Source organism: Streptomyces sp. G45, assembly GCF_049542095.1.
In the GTDB taxonomy this organism is placed as follows: domain Bacteria; phylum Actinomycetota; class Actinomycetes; order Streptomycetales; family Streptomycetaceae; genus Streptomyces.
The window spans coordinates 860,660-882,763 of record NZ_JBMUZU010000001.1 but is presented as its reverse complement, the minus strand read 5'-3'; the positions used below and the strand labels follow the sequence as shown (position 1 = coordinate 882,763).

The 22,104-nt window shown below is 74.0% G+C and carries 9 protein-coding genes and 1 pseudogene; 7 read left to right on the top strand and 3 right to left on the bottom strand.

All coding sequences use genetic code 11. From position 1 onward, the window contains the following. Positions 1-216: 216 nt before the first annotated feature. From ACOBQU_RS03630 to ACOBQU_RS03615, 4 genes and pseudogenes are all read left to right on the top strand, one after another. The gene (locus ACOBQU_RS03630) at positions 217-1,272 is read left to right on the top strand and encodes an iron-siderophore ABC transporter substrate-binding protein (protein WP_423624447.1); all 1,056 of its coding nucleotides are present in this window, start codon (positions 217-219) and stop codon (positions 1,270-1,272) included. Between the two features lie 2 nt (positions 1,273-1,274). Beyond that, positions 1,275-3,065 carry an ABC transporter ATP-binding protein gene (locus tag ACOBQU_RS03625; protein ID WP_423624446.1) on the top strand — a complete coding sequence of 597 codons (1,791 nt, stop codon included), beginning with the start codon at positions 1,275-1,277 and terminating at the stop codon, positions 3,063-3,065. A 181-nt stretch (positions 3,066-3,246) separates the two neighbouring features. Next, a pseudogene (locus tag ACOBQU_RS03620) lies at positions 3,247-14,152 on the top strand (amino acid adenylation domain-containing protein). Further along, positions 14,139-15,842: an ABC transporter ATP-binding protein gene (locus tag ACOBQU_RS03615; RefSeq protein ID WP_423624445.1), complete on the top strand. Its 1,704-nt coding sequence runs from the start codon at positions 14,139-14,141 to the stop codon at positions 15,840-15,842. Before ACOBQU_RS03620 ends, ACOBQU_RS03615 begins: the two are co-directional and overlap by 14 nt. On the opposite strand, the gene ACOBQU_RS03610 is transcribed toward ACOBQU_RS03615, so the two are convergent. Continuing rightward, positions 15,818-17,059, bottom strand: a complete 1,242-nt coding sequence (locus tag ACOBQU_RS03610; RefSeq protein WP_423624444.1) for an MFS transporter — start codon at positions 17,057-17,059, stop codon at positions 15,818-15,820. The two genes, ACOBQU_RS03615 and ACOBQU_RS03610, sit on opposite strands and share 25 nt — an antisense overlap. A 163-nt stretch (positions 17,060-17,222) precedes the next feature. On the opposite strand from ACOBQU_RS03610, the gene ACOBQU_RS03605 reads away from it, so the two are divergent. Continuing rightward, on the top strand, positions 17,223-18,206 hold the full coding sequence (locus ACOBQU_RS03605) for an ArsR/SmtB family transcription factor (RefSeq protein WP_423624443.1): 984 nt from the start codon (positions 17,223-17,225) through the stop codon (positions 18,204-18,206). A gap of 51 nt (positions 18,207-18,257) precedes the next feature. On the opposite strand, the gene ACOBQU_RS03600 is transcribed toward ACOBQU_RS03605, so the two are convergent. After that, positions 18,258-19,388, bottom strand: coding sequence for an alpha/beta hydrolase-fold protein (locus ACOBQU_RS03600; protein WP_423624442.1), 1,131 nt, complete (start codon positions 19,386-19,388; stop codon positions 18,258-18,260). A gap of 216 nt (positions 19,389-19,604) precedes the next feature. Here ACOBQU_RS03600 and ACOBQU_RS03595 point away from each other — a divergent pair, with 216 nt between their 5' ends. Both ACOBQU_RS03595 and ACOBQU_RS03590 read left to right on the top strand, forming a co-directional pair. Further along, positions 19,605-19,817: an MbtH family protein gene (locus tag ACOBQU_RS03595; RefSeq protein WP_423624441.1), complete on the top strand. Its 213-nt coding sequence runs from the start codon at positions 19,605-19,607 to the stop codon at positions 19,815-19,817. A 68-nt stretch (positions 19,818-19,885) separates the two neighbouring features. After that, complete coding sequence (locus ACOBQU_RS03590) at positions 19,886-20,542, top strand: maleylpyruvate isomerase N-terminal domain-containing protein (RefSeq protein WP_423624440.1); 657 nt, start codon at positions 19,886-19,888, stop codon at positions 20,540-20,542. A gap of 44 nt (positions 20,543-20,586) precedes the next feature. Here the strand turns inward: ACOBQU_RS03590 and paaK are convergent, their stop codons facing one another. Beyond that, positions 20,587-21,888 carry a phenylacetate--CoA ligase PaaK gene (paaK, locus tag ACOBQU_RS03585; protein WP_423624439.1) on the bottom strand — a complete coding sequence of 434 codons (1,302 nt, stop codon included), beginning with the start codon at positions 21,886-21,888 and terminating at the stop codon, positions 20,587-20,589. Between the last annotated feature and the right edge of the window lie 216 nt (positions 21,889-22,104).

The window sequence follows — 22,104 nt, the reverse complement described above, 5'->3', positions numbered from 1 at the left end:
GGTGCCCTGTCGGGCCGTGCCCCGCAGAGCGGTGCTGTGCCGGGCGGTGCTGTGGCGGACGGGCGACCTCGCCGCCGTCGAACAAGTGACCTCCGCCCAGCACCTCTTGACGTCGTCGTATTGAGGGTAAGGCTAGGCTTACCTCAATTTGCAGGATAAGGTTTGGCTGCCCTGAGACCGGGGCGCAGCGGACAGCGTGAAAGCAAGGGATGTCGGATGCACCTCCATGGAACGACTCGGATGAGGCCCTGGCGGCGAGTGGCGACGGTCGTGTCCGCCGCGGCCCTGGGCGTCGGTCTCCTCACGGGATGCGGTTCGGACAAGGACGAGGCGGACAAGGGCGGCGACAAGGCCCCGGCCGCCGCGGCCGGAACGTTCCCCGTGACCGTGGAGCACGCGTTCGGGTCCACGAAGATAGAGAAGGCCCCCCAGCGGGTCGTCACCGTCGGGTACACCGACGACCAGGCCGTCCTGGCGCTCGGCACCAAGCCGGTCGGCATGACCGACCAGTACCCGAACCCGGAGGGCAAGAAGCCCGACATCAACACGCAGTGGCCGTGGGTGAAGGACAAGTGGGGCGACTCCCGCCCCGAGGTCATCATGAAGAACGGTGACTCCGGGCCCAACTACGAGAAGATCGCCGCCCTGCGCCCCGACCTGATCATCGCGGTGTACTCGGAGATCGACAAGGCGGCCTACGACAAGCTCTCCGAGATCGCCCCGACGGTGGGCCGCACCAAGGGCGAGAAGGAGCTGTTCAGCGCCCCCTGGCAGGACAACGCGGTGCACATCGCCAAGGCCCTCGGCCAGGAGAAGAAGGGCCAGGAACTGGTCAAGGGCATCGAGGACAAGCTCGCCGCGACGAAGAAGGCGCACCCCGAGTTCGCCAAGGACTCCGCGGTCGCGCTGTCCTGGTACAAGGACTCCGTGGCGCCCTTCACCTCCACCGACGTCCGCGGACGCCTGCTCTCCGGCATGGGCTTCCGGTACACGACCAAGGTCGACAAGGTCGCGGACGGCAAGTTCTTCACCGTGCTCTCCCCCGAGCGCATCGACCTGGTCAACACCGACCGCATCTTCGTCATCAACGACGCCGCGGACACCAAGGCCCTGAAGAAGTCCAAGCTGTTCACCAACCTCGACGCGGTGAAGAAGGACAAGGTGTCCTACCTGCTGGACAGCGAGGGCCCCGCCGTCGGCGCGGCCATCTCGCAGGGCACCCTGCTCTCCCTGCCGTACGCCATCGACGAACTCGTCAAGTCGGTCGACTAGGTGTGAGCACGACCGACACACGGGCCGCCGCCCCGGCGGCCCTGCGCACGGCGACCGGACGCGAGGCCACCCGATGGGTCGCGGCGCACTGCCGCGAGGTGCCCTGGCTGACGGTCGCCACCGTGCTCACCACGGTGGCCGGGGCGGCACTCCAGGTGCTGCCGGTGCTCCTCCTCGGCCGGGTGGTGGACGGAGTGGTCGACGGCGAGTCCCGCTCGGTCCTCACGCGGACCGGTGTGCTGATGGTCGCCGCCGCGCTGCTCGGCGCGGTGGCCACCGCCGCGTCGACGTATCTGATCGGGCGTCTGGGCGCGGAGCTGCTCGCCACGTTGCGCGAGGGCGCCGTCCGCGCGGTGCTGGGGATGCCGAGCGCCCGCATCGAGCAGGTCGGCCGCGGCGACGTGCTGTCCCGGGTCGGTGACGACGTGGCGGTGCTCTCCAAGGGCATCCGCATGGCCATCCCCACCGTGTTCTCGGCGGGGGTCCTCGTCTTCATCGCCACGGTCGGCATGTTCGGCCTCGACTGGCGGCTCGGCCTCGCGGGCGCGGGCGCCCTGCCCGCCTACGCGTTCGCCCTGCGCTGGTACCTGCCCCGGTCCGCCCCGCTGTACCGGAAGCAGCGGACGGCCCAGGCCGACCGCGCGCAGGCGCTGATCAGCGGTCTCAACGGGATCGACACCGTCCGCGCGTACCGCCTGGAGGACTCCGTCCGCCAGCAGGTCACCGACCAGTCGTGGCGGGTGCGCACCTACGGCATCGACGTGTTCCGGTTCTTCGGCCGGTTCGTCGGCCGGGAGAACCGCGCCGAGTTCATCGGCCTCGTCCTCATCATCGTGGTGGGGTACGCCCTCCTGGAGGCCGACGCCGCGAGCCTGGGGCAGGTCTCGGCGGCCCCGCTGATGTTCCACCGCCTGTTCACGCCGCTGGGCGCCATCATGTTCACCTTCGACGAGGCGCAGAAGTCGGGCGCCAGTCTGACCCGTCTGGTCGGCGTGCTCAGCGAGCCCGCGCAGGAGCGCCTCGTGGGGGACGCGGCCGTCGCGACGGCGGACGCCACGGCCTGCCCGGTGACGGTGCGGGGGCTGACGTTCAGCTATCCCGACACCGAGGAGCCGGTCCTCAGGGACGTCGACCTGACGATCCCGGCGGGCGGCTCGCTCGCCCTGGTCGGGGCGACGGGCGCGGGCAAGTCGACGCTCGCCGCGCTGATCGCGGGCATCGGCACCCCGCAGGCCGGGTCCGTGCGCATCGGGGAGACCGACCTCGCCGACGTGGACGAGGCCGAGGCCCGGGCGTTGGTGAGCATCCTCACGCAGGAGACCCATGTGTTCTCCGGCTCCCTCGCCGACGACCTGCGCCTGGCCGCCCCGCGCGCGACCGACGCCGAGCTGCTGGCCGCGCTGCGCACGGTCGGCGCCGACGGCTGGGTGGAGGCGCTGCCCGAGGGCCTGCACACCCTGGTCGGCGAGGGCGGCGAGCGCCTGGACGTCACCAAGGTCGCCCAGGTAGCGCTGGCCCGGCTCGTGCTCGGCCGGGCGCCCGTGGTGGTGCTCGACGAGTCCACCGCCGAGGCGGGCAGCGCGGGCGCCGCCGAGCTGGAGCGGGCGGTGCTCGCCGCGTGCGCGGGCCGCACCACGCTGTTCGTGGCGCACCGGCTCACCCAGGCCATGGCGGCGGACCGCATCGCCGTGCTCGACGCGGGCCGCGTCGTGGAGCAGGGCACCCACGACGAGCTGGTGGCGCTCGGCGGCCGGTACGCGCGCCTGTGGCGGGCCTGGCGCGAAGGCAGTTAGGCACACCTTCATCAGGGTGTGCCGACGTTCGTTCCTTGGAAGGAAATGCTGAGTCTCGATGAACGCTGAGTCTTCGGTGAACGCTGAGTCCTCGACGGTGAACGCCGAGTCCTCGACGAGGGAAGCGCGCGCTCGTCTCGCGCTGCTCACTCCCGCCCGGCTCGACGGCGTACGGCGCCGCATGGGCGACTACGGCGACTGCTCCGACAGGACCATCACCGAAGCCTGCGCCATCGCGCTCGCCTACTGGGCGACCGGCCAGGGCCCCGACGGCATCGGCCTCACCGACGACACCCTGTTCGCCGACGTCCTCGGCCTGGCCGACAACGGCGGCACCGCGCCCGCCGACTGGCGGGCCGACGCGGACGGCCGCAGCGTCTCCGTACCCGAGGGGACCGACCTCGCCGAGGCGCAGCGCGCGCTCGACGACCTGGCCGACTTCCCGGACCGCCCCCTCGGCACCATCGGCCCCTCCAGCGTGGCGGACCGGCTCGCCACGCTGGCCGAGTGGAACGACACCGGGGCCGAGCGGGTCCGGCCGACCATCGTGGAACTGTTCCTCGAACAGGCCAGGTCCCGGCCGGACGCCGTCGCCATCGTCGACGAGCGCCGCACCCTGACCTACCGTCAGGCGGCCGAGTTCTCCAGCCAGTTGGCCCACCACCTGATCGAGCGCGGGCTGCGGGCGGAGCAGGTCGTCGGCATCTCCCTCGACCGGTCCGCCGAGATGGTCATCGGGCTGCTCGGTGTGCTCCAGGCGGGCTGCGCGTTCGTGCCGCTGGACCCGCGGTGGCCCGCCGCGCGCCGGACCGTGGTCATCGACGACGCCCGGGTCGTCGCGCAGCTCAACGACTCCGGCCGCCACGAGCCGGGCGAGCCGGACGCCGTGGCCGTCGACCTCGACGACTGGCGGTACGGCGCCTACCCCACCGGCGGGACCGGCGTCGCCGTGCGCGGCGACGCCCTCGCCTACGTCATCTTCACATCCGGCTCGACCGGCCGCCCCAAGGGCGCGATGATCCGTCACGAGGCGATCAGCGAGCGCCTGCTGTGGCAGGTGGGCGAGATCCTGGGCTTCGGCCACGACGACGCCTCGCTGTTCAAGGCGCCGCTGTCCTTCGACATCTCCCTCAACGAGATCTTCCTGCCGCTGGTGAGCGGCGGCCGCCTGGTGGTCCTGCGCCCCGGCGGCGAACGCGACCCGCACCACCTGCTGAGCGTCATCTCCGAACAGCGCGTCACCTTCACCTACCTGGTGTCGTCCATGCTGGACGTGCTCCTGGAGATGGCGGGCGACTCCGGGCGCCTGGACAGCCTGCGGCACGTGTGGTGCGGTGGCGAGGTGCTCACCCCGGAGCTGTACGAACGGTTCCGCACCCGGCTCGACATCCCCATGTACCACGGCTACGGCCCGGCCGAGACCACCATCGGCGTCTCCCACGTCATCTACCGGGGCGCGGCCGAGCGCCTGTCGACGTCGATCGGCAGGGCCAACCCCAACACCCAGCTGTACGTCCTCGACGACGAGCTGCGCCCGGTCCCGGTCGGCGTCGGCGGCGAGCTGTACGTGGGCGGCTTCCTGCTCGGGCGCGGCTATGTGAACGCGCCCGGCCTCACGGCGTCCCGGTTCGTGGCGAACCCTTTCGCCAGCGACGGCTCCCGGCTCTACCGCACCGGTGACCTCGCCCGGTTCGCGCCCGACGGCTCCCTGGACTTCCTCGGCCGCGCCGACAACCAGGTCAAGATCCGGGGCATGCGCCTGGAGATCGAGGACGTCGAGGCCGGTCTCGCCGAACACCCCGGCGTACGCCACACCTGCGTCGTCGCCAGGAAGAACGCGGCGGGCGGCACCTACCTCGTCGGCTACGTCATCCCGGCCACCGGGAGCGAGGGCCTGCGGGCCGACGACGTCAAGGCCTGGGCCGCCGCGCACATGGTCGACTACATGGTGCCCGCGCACATCGTCGTCATGGCGGAGTTCCCGCTGACCGCGAACGGCAAGCTCGACCGGAAGGCGCTGCCGGAGCCCGTGGTCGGCACGGGCGTGCTCGCCCCGCCCGCCACCGACAACGAGCGCGCGGTGTGCGCGGCGGTCGCCTCGGTCCTCCAGCTCGACGCGGTCGGTGTCGACCAGGACTTCTTCCAGCTCGGCGGCGACAGCATCCTGGCGATCTCGCTGCTGAGCGCGCTGCGGGACGCCGGTCTGTACGTCACCGCGCGGCAGATCTTCACGCACAGCGTCGTGGGCGCCCTCGCGGCGGTGGCCAGCGGCGAGGACGCCACGGCCGTGGACCACGCCGACGCCCCCACCGGCACCGTCGTGGGCTCGCCCATCGTGCAGTGGCTCGGCGAGACCACCGACGCCGTCGACGGCTTCGTGCAGTCGGTGGTCCTCAACACCCCCGGGACCTGACCGCCGACGCCCTCGACGCGATCCTCACCGCCGTCGTCGCCCGGCACGACATGCTCCGCGCCCAGCTGGTGCGCGGCGACCGCTGGGGCTTCGACATCCCCGACGCGGACGGGGCGAGCGCCGCGTGGCAGGAGAGCGACCGGCCGCTGGAGGAGTGCGTCGCCCTCGCCACCGACGGCCTCGACCCCGACGGCGGCGTCATGCTGCGCGCCGTATGGCGCCGCGCGGCACGGCAGTTGGTCCTCGTCGCCCACCACGTGGTGATCGACGGCGTGTCCTGGCGGGTCCTGATGGAGGACCTGGCCACGGCCTGGCGGCAGTTCACCACCGGCACCCCCGTCGAACTGCCGCCCGTGGGCACCTCGTTCCGCCGCTGGACCCAGCTCCTTCAGCGCGCGGCGGCCGACACGGACGGCACCTACTTCCACCAGCCCCTGCCGGGCGTGGACCAGCCGCTGGGCAGGCGGGCCCTGACCGAGGCGGACACCGTGGCGCGGGAGCGGATACGGACCGTCTCCGTCGGCCCCGAGGTCACCGCCGCGCTCCTCGGCGAGATACCCGCGAAGTTCCACGCGGGCGTCAACGACGTCCTGCTCACCGCGCTCGCCGTGGCTCTCGCCCGCTGGCGCCGCGACCTCGGCCAGGACCAGACGTTCGCCCACATCGAACTCGAAGGCCACGGCCGCGAGGGCCAGTTCGTGGCGGACGCCGCCGGATTCGACCCGGATCTGTCGCGGACCGTGGGCTGGTTCACCACCCTCTTCCCGGTGACCGTCGACCCGGGCCCCGCCGAGGACCCCACCGCGCCCGCCTACCTCGCCGCCGCCCTCAAGGCCGTCAAGGAGGACCTGGCCCGGGTGCCCGACAACGGCGTCTCCTACGGCGCCCTGCGCTACCTCGCCGACACCGCGTTCGACGCGCCCGCGCCGCAGGTGCTCTTCAACTACCTGGGCCGCTTCGACGCGGGCGCCTCCGGCGACTGGCAACTCGCCCGCACCACGGGCCAGTTGGGCGAGAAGCGCGACCCGAGGATGCGCCTGCCGCGCGCCCTGGAGTTCAACGCCATCGCCGAGCCCGCCGCCAGCGGCGCCTACGAGCTGGTCACCACCGTGTCCTGGCCCGACGGCGTGTTCACCGACGACGACATCAAGACGCTCGGCGGGTACTTCCGCCAGGCGCTTGCCGGGCTCGCCGCCCTCGACGAGGGCGGCCACACGCCCAGCGACTTCCCGCTGGTGCCGCTCACGCAGGCCGACGTCGACGCCCTCGAAGGACCCGGGCTGCGGGACGTGCTGCCGCTCACGCCGCTCCAGGAGGGCCTGTACTTCCACTCGGTGTTCGACGACGACACCGCGGGCGCCTACGTCGAGCAGCAGCTCCTCACCCTGGACGCGGCGGACGGCGAGGTGGACGCCGACCGGCTCGCGGCGGCGGCCACCCGGCTGCTCACCCTCTACCCGAACCTGGCCGCGCGGTTCGTGGCCCTCGCCGACGGGCGCGTGGTCTCCGTCCTGGAGACCGGCGCCGAAGCGCCGTTCACCGTGCTCGACCGGCCCGGCATCACCGACGCGGAACTCCGCGACCTCGCCGAACGCGACCGGCGCGCCGGGTTCGACCTGGCCACCGGACCGCTGATGCGGTACACCCTGGTCCGCGCGGGCTCGGGCCGCACCGTCCTGGTGCAGACCGTGCACCACATCATCGCCGACGGCTGGTCGGTGCCGCCGATGCTGCGCGCCCTCCTGGCCGAGTACCACGCGCCGGGCACCGTCCACCCGCTCGGCGGCTTCCCCGACTACGTACGCTGGCTCGCCGGGCGCGACGCCGACGAGAGCGACCGGGTGTGGGGCGCGGAACTCGCCGGGCTGCCGGGGCCGTCGCTGGTCGCCGAGGGGCACACCCCCTCGGACCGGTTCGCCGACGTCGCCGCCGAGCCGCAGGACGACATCGACGCGGCGGTCCGCGCGGCGGGCGTGCCGCTGAGCGTGGCCGTGCACAGCGCCTGGTCGGTCACGCTCGGCGGCATCCTGCACGGCCAGGACGTGGTGTTCGGCTCCACGGTGTCCGGCCGCGACGCGGACGTACCCGGCATCGAGGACATGGTGGGCCTGTTCATCAACACCATCCCCGTGCGCGCCCGGTGGACCGACGCCACCACCGCCCGCGACCTGCTGGCCTCGGTGCGGGAGCACCAGAGCGCCGTCCTGCCGCACCAGCACGTGTCACTGGGCCGGATCGGGCGGCAGGCGAACGCCGGGTCCCTGTTCGACACCCTCGTGGTGTTCGACGTCGCCACCGACGTCACCGCCCTGCGCCGCCCCGGCGACACGCTGACCATCGCCGACGTCACCAACGAGGGCGCTCCGCACTACCCGCTGACGCTGGTGGTGGAGCGCGCGCCCGACGGCCGCCCGCGCTTCAACCTCATCTACGACGGCGAACTGCTGCGCGAGTCCACCGCCCGGGCGGTCCTGGGCACCTTCACCCGCACCCTCACCGCCCTGCTCGGCCGCCCGGACGCCCCCGTCGCCGAGCTGGCGGCCGGGGGCGACCGGCGCCCCGCGCCCGTCACCCCCACGACCCTGGCCGGTCTCTTCGACGCCGCCGCGGACCGCGACCCGGCCGCCACCGCCGTCACCCAGTGCGGCCTCGACGGCGCCACCAAGTCCCTGACGTACGGTCAACTGGCCGCCGAGAAGGACGCGTTGGCGGCAGTGCTGCGCGCCGCCGGGGTCGGCCCGGGCGAGCGGGTCGCGGTCGCCGTGCCGCGCTCCGTGGAGCAGGTCGTGGCGCTCGTCGCGGTCGTCAGCGCGGGCGGCGCCTATGTGCCCCTCGACCTGGCGTACCCGGACGAGCGCCTGGAGTACGTCATCGCCGACGCCGCCCCGCAGGTCGTCCTCGTGGACGCCGGGCAGCGGGACCGCTTCACCGGCCTGCTGGACCGGACGGGCGTCGCGGCGCGGGTCCTCACGCTGGGGGAGGAGCCGCCACAGAACGCCCCAGACGCCCCAGACGCCCCGGACGCCGCCACCGCCACCGGCCCGCTGCGCGCGCCGAGCTGGCACGACCCCGCGTACGTCATCTACACGTCCGGATCGACCGGCCGCCCCAAGGGCGTCGTCGTCCCGCACTCCAGCGTGGTGACCCTGCTGGCGAACACCCAGCCCGACATGGGCTTCGGGCCCGACGACGTGTGGGTCCAGTTCCACTCGTACTCCTTCGACTTCGCGGTCTGGGAGCTGTGGGGCGCCCTCGCGCACGGCGGTGAACTCCTCGTCCCCGACTACGCGCTGACCCGCTCGCCGGTCGACTTCCACCGCCTGGTGCGCGAGCGCCAGGTGACCGTGCTCAACCAGACGCCGTCCGCGTTCTACCAGTTCATCGAGGCCGACCGGCACGCCGACGGGCCCCTCACCGCGCTGCGCCGGATCGTCTTCGGCGGCGAGGCCCTCGACCTCGGGCGGCTGCGCGGCTGGGTCGAGCGGCACGGCACGGGCACGCCCGAGCTGGTCAACATGTACGGGATCACCGAGACCACCGTCCACGTCACCCACCGCGTGCTGACCGACGAGGACTTCGCCCTCGGCGCCGACGCCAGCCCGATCGGCGGCCCCCTGCCCGGCCTGGTCACCCATCTGCTCGACGACCGGCTCCGGCCGGTGCCGCCGGGGAAGGTCGGCGCCATCTACGTCGCCGGTGACCAGGTGTCCCTCGGCTACCTGGGCCGCCCGGGGCTGACGGCGGGCCGGTTCGTCGCCGACCCGTTCGCGGCCGACGGCTCCCGCATGTACCACACCGGTGACCTGGCCCGCCGCACGCTCGACGGCGAGCTGGAGTTCGCGGGACGCGCCGACGACCAGGTCCAGCTCAAGGGCTTCCGCATCGAACTGGGCGAAGTCGAGTCCGCCGTACGGGAGGTGCGGGGCGTCGTGGACGCGGCCGTCACCGTCGCGGACAGCGGAGACCACCTCGTGGCGCACGTCGTGGGCCGGGCGCCGGACGACTTCGCGGCACTGCTGTCCGCGAAGCTGCCCGCGCACATGGTGCCGGGCCGGGTGCTCGGCGTGGACGCGCTGCCGCTGACGGTCAACGGCAAGCTGGACCGCGCGGCCCTGGCCGCTCGCGCGGCCCAGGACGGCCCGCCGCCGCCCGCCGGTGACGCGACTGCTTCCGGGCCGCTCGTCGAGGTCTTCGCCGAGACGCTGCCCGGCGCCGCCGTGGACGAGGACACCGACTTCTTCGCGGCCGGAGGCGACAGCATCGTCGCCATCACCCTGATCAACCGGGCCCGGGCGCTCGGCCTGGCGATCGCGCCCAAGGACGTCTTCCTGCACCGCACGCCCCGCGCGCTCGCCGCGCACCTGGCGACGACCGCCCCGCAGACCCCAGCGGCCGCGGCACCCGCGCGGCGCGACGACGGCCCCCTCCCGCCGACGCCCATCATCCTGCGCCAGCGCGAACTCGGCGGCTCCCTCGCCCGGTTCGCCCAGGCCAGGACGGTCCAGGTGCCCGAGGGCACCTCCCTCGCCGACGTCGAGCGCGCCGCGCGGGCCGTCGTGGCCGCCCACCCGGCGCTGCGCCTGAGGCTGCGCGCCGAGCACGGCGTCTGGACCCTGCGCACCGAACCCGCCCGCGAGGTCACCGTCGTACGCGCCGACACCACCGACGCCACGGCCGTGGCCGACGAAGCCGCCGGGCGCCTCGACCCGGAGAACGGCGACGTCGTCGCGTTCGCCTGGCTGGAGACGTCCCGGGCGCTCGTCGTCACCGTCCACCACCTCGCCGTCGACTCGGTGTCCTGGCTGGTCCTCCTCGACGACCTGGCCACCGCCCTGCGGGGCGCGCCCCTGGCCCCGCCGACCACGTCGTACGCCGAGTACGCCGAGGCGCTGGCCCTGGGCGCCACCGAAGCCGTCGACGGCCTCGGGCACTGGGTCACCACGCTCCAGGCGCCGCCGCTGCTCCCGGCGGTCGGGGAACTGCGCGAGACCACCGTCACCCTCGCGGCCGACATCAGCGACCGCGTCACCCGCACCGCGCCCACCGCCCTCGGCGTCGGCCTCACCGAGCTGCTGTGCGGCGCGCTGCGCACCGCGCTCACCGGCGTCCAGGCCGCCCCCACCGACCTCGCGGTCGACCTGGAGCGGCACGGTCGGGTGCCGGTGCGCGAGCACCACGACTACACGCGCACCGTCGGCTGGTTCACCGCCATCGCGCCCGTGCGGCTCACGGCGCACACCGACCCCGTCGCCGCGGCCCGCGAGGTCGCCGAGCGCCAGCCCGACGAGCGCGGCCACGTCGCCTACGGGCAACTGCGCTACCTCAACCCGCAGACGGCTCCGCTCCTGACCGCCCGCCCCCAGGTCCTGTTCAACTACCTGGGCCGGGGCGGCGAGTCCGAGGCCCTGCGCCTGACCGCCGGGGACCAGGGCAGCCCGTACGCCGTCGAGGTCAACGCGTGGACCGACGCGGCCACCGGCGCCCTGCACGCCACGTTCACGCTCGCCGACGGCGTCCCCGACGCGATCACCGCGCACTGGCTGGCCGCCCTGGAGCGCGTCGCCGACGCCGCCACCACCGCCGAGCGCACCGCGCCGGTCACCCCGCTCCAGCGCGGCCTGTTCTTCCAGGCCCAGCTGGCGGGCCAGGCCGGGCACTACGTGGCGCAGAGCTGGTTCACCTTCGACCGGCGCCTGGACACCGACGCGCTCGCCGACGCCATGGCGCAGGTGATCGCACGCCACCCCGTCGTGGGCGCGGGCTTCGCCACCGACGACGACGGCGACCCCGTCCAGGTCCTCAAGGCGGGCCGCCGCGTCGCCGTCCGCACGATCGAGCTGGCCACGGACGCCGAGGTCGACGCACTGCGCGCCCAGGACCGCGACACGGGCTTCGACGTCGGCCAGCCGCCGCTGATCCGGCTGACCGTGGTCCGGCTCCCCGACGGCCGTGACGGCCTGCTGTTCAGCTACCACCTGCTGCTGTGGGACGGCTGGTCCCGCGAGATCGTGCTGCGCGACCTGTTCGCCGCCTACGAGGCCGTCCTCGCGGGCGAGCCGCTGGACGCGACCCCGGCCACGCCCGCCTTCGAGGACCACGCCCGGGCCCTGGCCGCCAAGGACCCCGCCCCGTCGGAGCGCTTCTGGGCCGGGCACCTGGCGGGCCTGCCCGGTCCCACGCTGCTCGCCGGACCGGCGCCGGTCCTCACCGACGACCTGCCGCGCGCCCTCGTGCACACGCTGACCGCCGAGCAGTCCGACCAGCTGCGCACCGCCGCCAAGACGCACGGCGTCACCCTCAACTCCGTCCTCACCGGCGCGTTCGGGCTGCTGCTCGGCGCGCACACCGGGCGCGCCGACGCCGTGTTCGGCGTGACCGTCTCCGGGCGCGACGGCGAGGGCCTGGAGGGCCTGTCGGAAGTCGTCGGCGTGCTCCTCAACACCGTGCCGATGTGGACGCGGGCCCGGCCCGAGCACACCGTCCGGGACTACCTCGGCGCCGTCCAGGCGGCCAGGGTCGCGGCGATGGAGCACGAGCACCTGGGGCTCGGCGAGATCCAGCGGGCCAGCGGCCACGACACCCTGTTCGACAACCTGTTCGTGCTCCAGAACTTCCTGGACCTGGACGCGTTCGCCGAGATGAACGCCCGCCACGGCATCACCTCGGTCAAGGCCGACGACTCCACGCACTACCCGTTCACCTGGGTCGTCACCCCCGGCGACCAGCTCACCGTCAAGCTGGAGTACCGCGACGGCGACACCGCGCACGCCCGCCGCCTCCTCGACGACTACCTGCGCGTCCTGCGTGACCTGGCCCGCGCGAACGGCCCCCTCGGCACGCTGCCGGGCCTCGGGAAGCAGCCCGAACCGGCCCTCCGCACGGACATCGGCACCGACACCGTCGTCGACCGGTTCGACCAGGCCGCCGACCGCGCCCCGGACCGCGTGGCGCTCGTCGCCCACGGCGCGACCATGACGTTCGCCGAACTTCAGGACCGCAGCCGCGCGGTCGCGGGCGTGCTCGCCCGGCGCGGCCTCGGCCCGGAGACGACCGTGGGCCTCGCCGTGCCGCGCTCCTTCGACTCGATCGTGGCGCTCTTCGCCGTCCTGCGCGTCGGCGCCGCGTACGTCCCCCTGGAGCTGGACCACCCGGACGAGCGGATCGCGGCGATCGTCACGGACGCCCGCCCGGACGTGATCCTCACCGTGAGCGCGGTGACGCCCCGCCTCACCGGCGGCCCGGTCACGGCCGACGACCTGATCGAGCTGGACCGGCCGCTGCCCGCCGCCGAGCCGTTCACCACCTTCGACCCGCACGACCCCGACCGGTTGCGTCACCCCGCGTACACGATCTACACCTCCGGCTCCACCGGAAAGCCCAAGGGCGTGGTGACCGAGTACGCCGGGCTCACCAACATGCTGATCAACCACCAGCGGCGGATCTTCGAGCCGGTCCTCGCCGAGCACGGCCACCGGATCTTCCGGATCGCCCACACCGTGTCGTTCGCCTTCGACATGTCGTGGGAGGAACTGCTGTGGCTCGCCGACGGCCACGAGGTGCACATCTGCGACGAGGAGCTGCGCCGCGACGCGCCGGGCCTGGTCGCCTACTGCCTGGAGCACGGCATCGACGTCATCAACGTGACGCCGACGTACGCCCAGCAGCTCGCCGCCGAGGGCCTGCTCGACGACCCCGAGCGGCGCCCCGCCCTGGTGCTGCTCGGCGGCGAGGCCGTCACGCCGACGCTGTGGCAGAAGCTCGCCGACACCGAGGGCACCGTCGGCTACAACCTGTACGGGCCCACCGAGTACACCATCAACACCCTGGGCGTCGGCACCTTCGAGTGCCAGGACCCGGTGGTGGGCGTCGCCATCGACAACACCGACGTGTACGTCCTCGACCCGTGGCTCAGGCCCCTGCCCGACGGCGTCCCCGGCGAGCTGTACGTGGCGGGCGTCGGCATCGCGCGCGGCTACCTCGGGCAGCCCGCGCAGAGCGCGCACCGCTTCGTGGCCTGCCCCTTCGGGGAGCCCGGCGCGCGCATGTACCGCACCGGGGACCTGGTGACGCGGCGGCCCGACGGCAACCTGACGTACTTGGGCCGCACCGACCAGCAGGTCAAGATCCGCGGGCACCGGGTGGAACTCGGCGAGGTGGAGGCCGCGTTCGCCGCCCACCCGGCGGTGCGCTTCGCCGCCGCCGTCGCCCAGCCGGACCCGCAGGTCGACGGGGCGCACCGGCTCGCCGCCTACCTCGTGCTCGACGGCGCCGACCTCGCGGCGGTCGCCGCCGACGTGGGCGGTGCCCTGCCGGACTTCCTGCGCCCCACGCACTACGCCCAGGTCGACAGCATCCCCCTCACCGTGAACGGGAAGGCTGATACGAAGGCGCTGCCCGAGGCCAAGCCGCTCGGCGCGCTGACGACGGCGGGGGAGCGCGGTCCCGAGACGGAGACGGAGACCGTGGTCTGCGAGTTCTTCGCCGAGGCCCTGGACCTGGACGACGACGAGGTGAGCGCCGTGAGCGACTTCGTGTCCCTCGGGGACACTCCATGCTGGCGGTGCGCCTGATCGGGCTGCTCCGCCGCGAGTTCGGCCCCGTCGTCACCATCCGTGACCTGTTCACCCTGCGAACCCCGGAAGCGATTGCCCGCCACCTCGATGACCAGTCCTGACACCCAGCGGCCCCGACCGGGGTCCGACATCCTGCGCACCGCGCTGCGGCGCAACGTCGGCGCCATGGCCGGGGGCACCGTCCTCATGGGCCTGTACCAGGCGGGAGAAACCGCCTTCCCCATCGCGCTCGGCCTGATCGTCGAGCACACGATGCGGGACGACCGCAGCCTCGCCTCCCTCGCCGTGTCCATCGGCGCGCTCGCCGTGATCATCACGACGGTGTCGCTGTCGTGGCGGTTCGGCATGCGCATCCTGCAGAAGGCCAACACCACGGAGGCGCACCGCTGGCGGGTCAAGGTCGCGGCCTGCGGCCTTCAGCCGGTGGCCCGCGACGTCGACCTGAAGTCCGGCGAGATCCTCACCATCGCCACCGAGGACGCCGACCAGACCGCCGACATCGTCGAGGTCGTGCCGATGCTGATCAGCTCGATGGTCGCGGTGGCGGTCGCGGCCGTCGCGCTCGGCCTCGCCGACCTCAGGCTCGGCCTGCTGGTGATCGTGGGCACCGTCGCGATCCTGTCGATCCTCAGCGTGCTGTCCCGGCGCATCGGCTCCAGCACGCAGGAGCAGCAGGCGCGGGTGGCGCGGGCCGGGGCGAAGGTCGCCGACCTGATCACCGGCCTGCGCCCGCTGCACGGCTTCGGCGGCAACCACGCCGCGTTCGGCTCCTACCGCGAGGTCAGCACCGAGGCCAAGCAGCAGGCCGTCACCGTCGCCAAGGTCAACGGCGGCTACGCGGGCGCCGCCCTCGCCCTGAACGCGGTCCTCGCCGCCGCCGTGACCCTCACGGCGGGCTGGCTGGCCTTCGAGGGGCAGATCAACATCGGCGAACTCGTCATGGCCGTGGGCCTCGCGCAGTTCATCATGGAGCCCCTGAAGCTGTTCTCGGAGATGCCGAAGTACGTGATGATGGCGCGCGCCTCGGCCGAGCGGATGGCCCTCGTCCTCACCGCGCCGCCGCTGGCGACCCCGGGTTCCGGACGCCCGGAGGCGGGCGCGGACCTGGACGTCGACTACGTCCGGCACGGCACCCTGCGGAAGCTGAAGTTCCAGGTGGCGGCGGGCGAGTTCGTGGCGATCGCGCCCTATCAGCCGCGCGCCGCCGCCGACCTGGCGGCGGTCCTCGCCGTGCGCGTCCCGCCGCACGCGTACGAGGGCGCGGTCCGGCTCGGCGGGCGGGACCTCGGCGAGCTGTCCGTGGAGGCCGTCCGCGAGCACCTGCTGGTGAACCCCTACGACGGGGAGATCTTCGCGGGCACCCTGCGCAGCAACATCGACCCGTCCGGCACCAGCGAGACGGTCCCCGAGGCCGTCGAGGCGTCCATGCTCACCGACGTCGTCGCCCTGCACCGCGAGGGCCTCGACTACGGCGTCCGCGACCGCGGCGCGAACCTCTCCGGAGGCCAGCGCCAACGCTTGTCCCTGGCCCGCGCCCTGGCCGCCGACACCGACATCCTGGTCCTGCACGACCCGACCACCGCCGTGGACGCGGTCACCGAGCAGCTCATCGCCCGCAACGTCGCCAAGCTGCGCCGGGGCCGCACCACCCTGGTGATCACGAGCAGCCCCGCCCTCCTCGATGCCGCCGACCGGGTCCTCGTCCTGGACGACGGCGTCATCACCGCCGAGGACACCCACCGCAACCTCCTCGCCACGGACGAGGCCTACTGCCGCGCGGTCGCCCGCTGACCCGACCCCGTACGCGGCCGCTCCGGGCCCGAGGCCCCCTTGGCGGCGCGGCCCGTGCGGGCCCCGGTCGCCCGCAGGTGGCGCGCCAGGGCGACCGCCGTGAGCGCGGCGACGAGCGCGCACACCCCCCACCAGCCGGTGCGGCCCCAGATCCGCACCCCGAGCCAGGAGCCCGCGCTGCCGCCCAGATAGGCGCACGTCATATAGGCGGTGTTGAGCCTGCCCCGCGCGTCGGCGCGCAGCGCGTACACGCGCGCCTGGTTGGCGACCATGCCGGACTGCATCGCCACGTCCAGCATCAGCGTCCCGAGCGTCAGCGCGACGAGACCCGGTACGCCGCCCAGGGCACCGGCGGTCAGGACCGCCGCCGAGGCCAGTACGCCGAGGAAGCACACGAGGTTCACCGGATCCGGACCGTGGCGGTCCACCAGGCGCCCGGCGAACGGCGTGCAGAACACGGTCGCCGCCCCGACGAGCGCGATCACCCCGACCGCCTGCGCGCCCAGCCCGTACCGAGGGCCCGCGAGCAGCAGCGCCAGGCAGGTCCACACCGCGGAGAACCCCGCGAACACGGTGGCCTGGTACAGGCAGGAGCGGCGCAGCTCGGGCTCGGCGCGCAACAGGCGCAGCGGCCCGGCGAGCAGGGCCGCGTAGCCCTGCCGGGACGGCGGCGTGCTGGACGGCACCGCGCACGCCAGGACGGCGGCCAGGAGCAGCACCACGACCGCGGCGACCACATAGGGCGCCCGCCAGCCCAGCCACTCGCCGAGCGTGCCGCTGAAGGTGCGGGCCAGGAGCATGCCGCAGGTCGAGCCGCTCAGCAGGGCGCCGAGCACCGCGCCCTGGCGGTCGGCGCCCACCAGGCCGACCGCGAGGGGGCCGACGACCTGGGCGCCCACGGTGGTCAGGCCGACGACGGCACTGGCGGCGACCAGCGGCGGCAGCGCCGGTGCGCACCCCGCGGCGAGCAGGGCGAGGCCGGTCAGGGCCAGCAGCGTGACGAGGAGCGGGCGATGCGGGAGCCGGTCGCCGAGCGGCACGAGCAGCACCGTCCCGGCCGTGTAGCCGAGCTGCGTGGCGGTCACCACCTCGGTGGCCGCGCCCGGCGGCACGTGCAGACCGGTGGCGATCAGCGGGCCGACGGCCTGGGGGAAGTAGAGGTTGCCCACCGCCACCGCGCAGGTGACGGCGAGGAGCAGGGTCAGACGGCGGTTCACGGCCGGACCGCCGTTCCCCGCCGGACGTGCCCAAACGGCGGGCCGACCGGAGAGGGGGCCGGGAGCCGCACGGCCGGTGCGCGGAGCGCGGAGAACGCGTGTCTCATGGGCGGAAGTCCACGGCATCGACCCGCCGCCGCCAATCGATGTAGCGTACGGCTTAATGATCAGCTTCGTACTCGACGTCGAGGACCTCGCGGACACCCGCTTCGCCCTCTCGCCGCTGCACGAGACGCTGCTCAGCCTGCGGGTGCTCCAGGACCCGGGCCTGTCCGCGCTGCATCTGCCCTGGCGCAGGTCCGTCCTCGGCCGCCTCGGGGAACTGGACACCGGCCTGCTGCTGTCCCTGGTCGCCCGGCGGCGCACCCTGCCCGACTTCCTGACCCCGCACCCCACGGCCTTCGCCCCCGCCTTCGACGAGGAGATCGCCGCCGTCCGCCGCACACCCCCGGCCCGCGTCCGCCACGACCTGCTGCTCACGCACGCACCCGACCCCCTGCCGGAGGCCCTGCGCGCCGCCGAGGGGGACGACGCGTCCGCCGCCGGACTCCGCGACGCGCTCTGCGCGCTGCTGCGCCAGTACTGGCAGGTGGCGCTCGAACCGCTGTGGCCGCAGGTGCGGTTGGTCCTGGAGGCCGACATGACCTACCGGGCCCGCCAGCTCGCCCTCGGCGGCGCCCGGCTGCTCTTCGCCGACATGCACCCGAACCTGCGCTGGCAGGGCGGCGAGCTGCGCGTCCACGACATGATCGGCCGGTTCCGCGTCGCGGTGTCCGGCCGGGGGCTGCTGCTCGTGCCGTCGGTGTTCGCCCACAAGCCCGCGCCGCCCGTCAGCCCCGACGCGCCGCCCAGCCTGGTCTACCCCAGCCGTGGCGTGGCCACGCTGTGGGGCGCGCCACCGCCGACCGCCGACCCGGCCGCCCTCGTGGCGCTGCTCGGCGCGCCCCGCGCCCGACTCCTCGGCCTGCTCGACGAACCGCTGCCCACGGTGGAACTCGCCCGCCGCCTCAGGGTCACGCCCAGCGCCGTCTCCCAGCACCTGCGGGTACTGCACGCCACGGGCCTGGTCACCCGCGCCCGCGACGGCCGCCACGTCCTGTACCGCAGAAGCCCCCTCGGCGACCAGCTCACGGCGTCCGGCGGCTGAACTCCCGCGGCCGGGGCCCGCCCCGGCCCTCAGGCCGCGCCAAGGGGCGCCCTAGGCGAGCGCCCAGGCCACGTCCCTCAGCAGGGCGTGCCGCCAGCCCGCCCGGTCGTGGCCCGCGGCCGAGCGCGACACCCGCACGGTCGCCCCGGCCCGCTCCGTCAGGGTCTCGGTCAGCTCGCAGTGCGGCAGCATCCGCGGCTCGTGCTCGCCGACGTCGAAGGCGACCCGCAGCCCGGACAGTTCGGGCCGCTCCCGCAGCCGCGCCGCGAGGGCGCCGCCGACCGGGCCGCGCTCCAGGTCCGGCACCCCGGCGGCGTCGGCCGCCCACTCGGGCGTCCACCAGAACGAGGCGGACTGGACGGCGACACGCCGCACCAGGTCGGGGAACTCCAGGGCCGCGTACATCGCGCTGAGCCCGCCGAGGCTCTGCCCGGCGACCACCAGACGGTCCACGTCGGCGGGCACCCCGGACTCCGCGACCAGCGGCAGGAGTTCGTCCCGCACCGCCTCCCACAGGCCGGGCGCGCACCCGAACTCGGCCTCGCGGTCCTTGCTCGGCAGGAACACGAGGGTCACCGGCTCCATCTCACCGGCGGCGACGGCCGCGTCGAACGCGGTCATCGCGGGGTGCAGATGCAGCCAGTCGTCGCCGTCGAGCAGCAGCACCACGGGACCGCCGCCGCCCGCCGGGTGCACCCGCACCGTCCGCCGCCCGCCGAGCCGCTCGCTCGCCCAGCGGATCCGGGTGCGCGGCAGGGGCAGGACGTCATCGGGGCCGACGACGGGCCAGTGCGGCTGCGGCGGGGCGTCCGGGGTCGCGGCGATCGACCGGTCGACCCCCGCGCCCGCCGGGTTGAGCGGGTCGGCGTACGCGCCGTCGGCCGCGCGGAACTGGTAGGTCACCCGCAGCCGCGCGGGCATGGGCACCTCGGCGTACCAGCAGTCGGTGTCCCGCCAGCAGCGCAGCGGCACCGGCGGCGACCAGCTCTCGAACTCGACGCTCGCCGGGGACCCGCGCCACAGGAACAGCGTCAGCCAGCCGCCGCCGTCGGCGGGCACCGACACGGGCGCCCCCGCCGCCGCCCAGAACGCGTCGCTGCCGGGGGCGGCCCCGAGCCCGTACGCGGCGAAGGGGGAGTCGGTCGCGGCGGCGGCCGTCAGGCCGGGGGCGGGATCGGTCATGACCGGCTGGAGTCTCCTTGTGAGGGGTGCGGAGCGGAAGCTACGCTCGCCATGATTAGGTAACCCTAACCTCGTGGGGGCGCGGCTCGCCATCCTCGATCCACTTCCGGTTCCGGAGGGCCGCCACGCCACACGCCCGCGCCACGCCCCCGCGTGCCGCGGCTCCTCCTGACCCTTTCCTGACCTCCTCCTGATCCTTCGAAAGCACGGGTGAACATGAGCACCAACCCCTTCGACGACGCCGACGGCCGCTTCCTGGTCCTGGTGAACGACGAGGGCCAGCACTCCCTCTGGCCGTCCTTCGCCGAGGTGCCCGAGGGCTGGACCACCGCCTTCGCGGAGAACACCCGCGAGGCCTGCCTGGAGTACGTCGAGACCCACTGGACCGATCTGCGCCCCCGCTCCCTCGCGGCCTCCATGGACGCCTGACGCCCGCCGCGCTCCGGGCGGCCCAAATACGGTTGTCGGTCCGTCCGGCACACCGTTAGGTTGCCGGTGTGGATCTCTTCTTACCGTCATGGGCGGCCCTGCGCACCGCGGTCGCCGACCTCTCCGACAAGGACTTCGAGCAGCCCTCCGGCTGCGCGGGCTGGCTCGTGCGGGACCTCGCGTGCCACCTCGTCATCGACGCGCAGGACGTCCTCATCACGCTCGTCACCCCCGCCGACGCGGAGCCGACCGTCGACGCCGTGACGTACTGGAAGGTCGGCGGCGAGCCGCCGACCGGCGACGACCCGCTGGACGCGCTCATCGTGCGGCTCGCCGCCGCGTACGAGGATCCGGCCCTGCTCAAGTTCCACTTGGACGACGTCGGCGCCGCCGCCGGGCGGGCCGCCGAACTCGCCGACCCCGGCGCCCGCGTGACCACCCAGGACGAGGTGCTCACCGTCGGCGACTATCTGTCGGCGTACGTCCTGGAGTGGACGCTGCACCACCTCGACCTGGTGGCGCACCTCCCGCACGTCCCGGGGCCGTCCGACGCGAGCCTGGCGCGGACCCGCGAACTGCTCGAAGCGATCGCCGGGTTCGCGTTCCCCGCGTCGTTCGGCGACACGGACGCCCTGCTCGTCGGCACGGGCCGCCGCGCCCCGACGGACGCGGAGCGGACCGAACTCGGCGCGCTGGCGGAGAAGTTGCCGCTGGTCATCGGCTGAGCCGCCGGGTGCGGCCGCTGGCCCCCGCCGCGGCGCGGGGGCCGTCAGCCCGCTTGGTCCCGCAGGTCCACGATCCGCTTGAACTTGCCCACGGACCGCTCGATCGTCTCCGGGTCGACGACCTCGACGCCGACCGTCACGCCGATGCCGTCCTTCACCGCCGACACGATCTCGCGCGCGGCGGCCTCCCGGCGCCCCGGCGGCGTGTCGGCGCGCGACTCCACGCGCACGGTCAGCGCGTCCATGCGGCCCTGCCGCGTCAGCCTCAGCTGGAAGTGCGGGGCGAGGCCCGGGGTGCGCAGCACGATCTCCTCGATCTGCGTGGGGAACAGGTTCACCCCGCGCAGGATCACCATGTCGTCGCAGCGGCCCGTGACCTTCTCCATGCGGCGGAAGACGCGGGCCGTGCCGGGCAGCAGGCGCGTCAGGTCGCGGGTGCGGTAGCGGATGACGGGCATGGCCTCCTTGGTGAGCGAGGTGAAGACCAGCTCGCCCGGCTCGCCGTCCGGCAGCACCTCGCCCGTGACGGGGTCCACGACCTCCGGGTAGAAGTGGTCCTCCCACACGTGCAGGCCGTCCTTGGTCTCCACGCACTCCTGGGCGACGCCGGGGCCGATCACCTCCGAGAGCCCGTAGATGTCGACCGCGTCGATGGCGAAGCGCTCCTCGATCTCCGCGCGCATCTCCTCCGTCCACGGCTCTGCGCCGAAGACGCCCACCTGGAGCGAGGTGGTGCGCGGGTCGACGCCCTGCCGCTCGAACTCCTCCAGGAGCGTCAGCATGTACGAGGGCGTGACCATGATGATCTCGGGGCGGAGGTCCAGGATCAGCTGGACCTGGCGCGCCGTCATGCCGCCGGACGCGGGGATCACCGTACAGCCGAGCCGCTCCGCGCCGTAGTGCGCGCCGAGGCCGCCCGTGAACAGGCCGTACCCGTACGCGATGTGCACCTTGTGACCCGGCCGGGCGCCCGCCGCGCGCAGGGAGCGGGCGACGACGTCCGCCCACATCGACAGGTCCTGCTCGGTGTAGCCGACGACCGTCGGCCGCCCGGTGGTCCCGCTCGACGCGTGCAGCCGCCGCAGCTCCGACTGCTCGACGGCGAACATCCCGAACGGGTAGTTGGCCCGCAGGTCCGCCTTCGTGGTGAACGGGAAGCGCGCCAGGTCGGCGAGCGCGTGGCAGTCGTCGGGGGTGAGCCCGGCCGCGTCGAACGCCGCCCGGTAGAAGGGCACGTTCTCGTACGCGTGGAGCAGGGTGTCCTGGAGGCGCTCCAGTTGCAGCGCCTCCAGCTCCGCACGACCGAGCCGCTCCGCGGCGTCCAGCAGTGCTGGTGTACGCGCCATGTGGTGATACCCCCTTCCAGGCCGGGCGACCGACCGAGCGTTCGGCCGATCTTGTGTCGGGGTCAGTAATTCAAGGTTTCAGGGCTTCTGGCAAGGGTCTCGTACGACGAGTCCGGGTGCCTATGCCAACGGGCGAGGGCGTGCGGGCCGCCGCCACGGCGCGCGGGGCCGGTCGGCCGCGGGCGGCGGGCGGTGGCCGTGGGGCGGCGCGGGTCG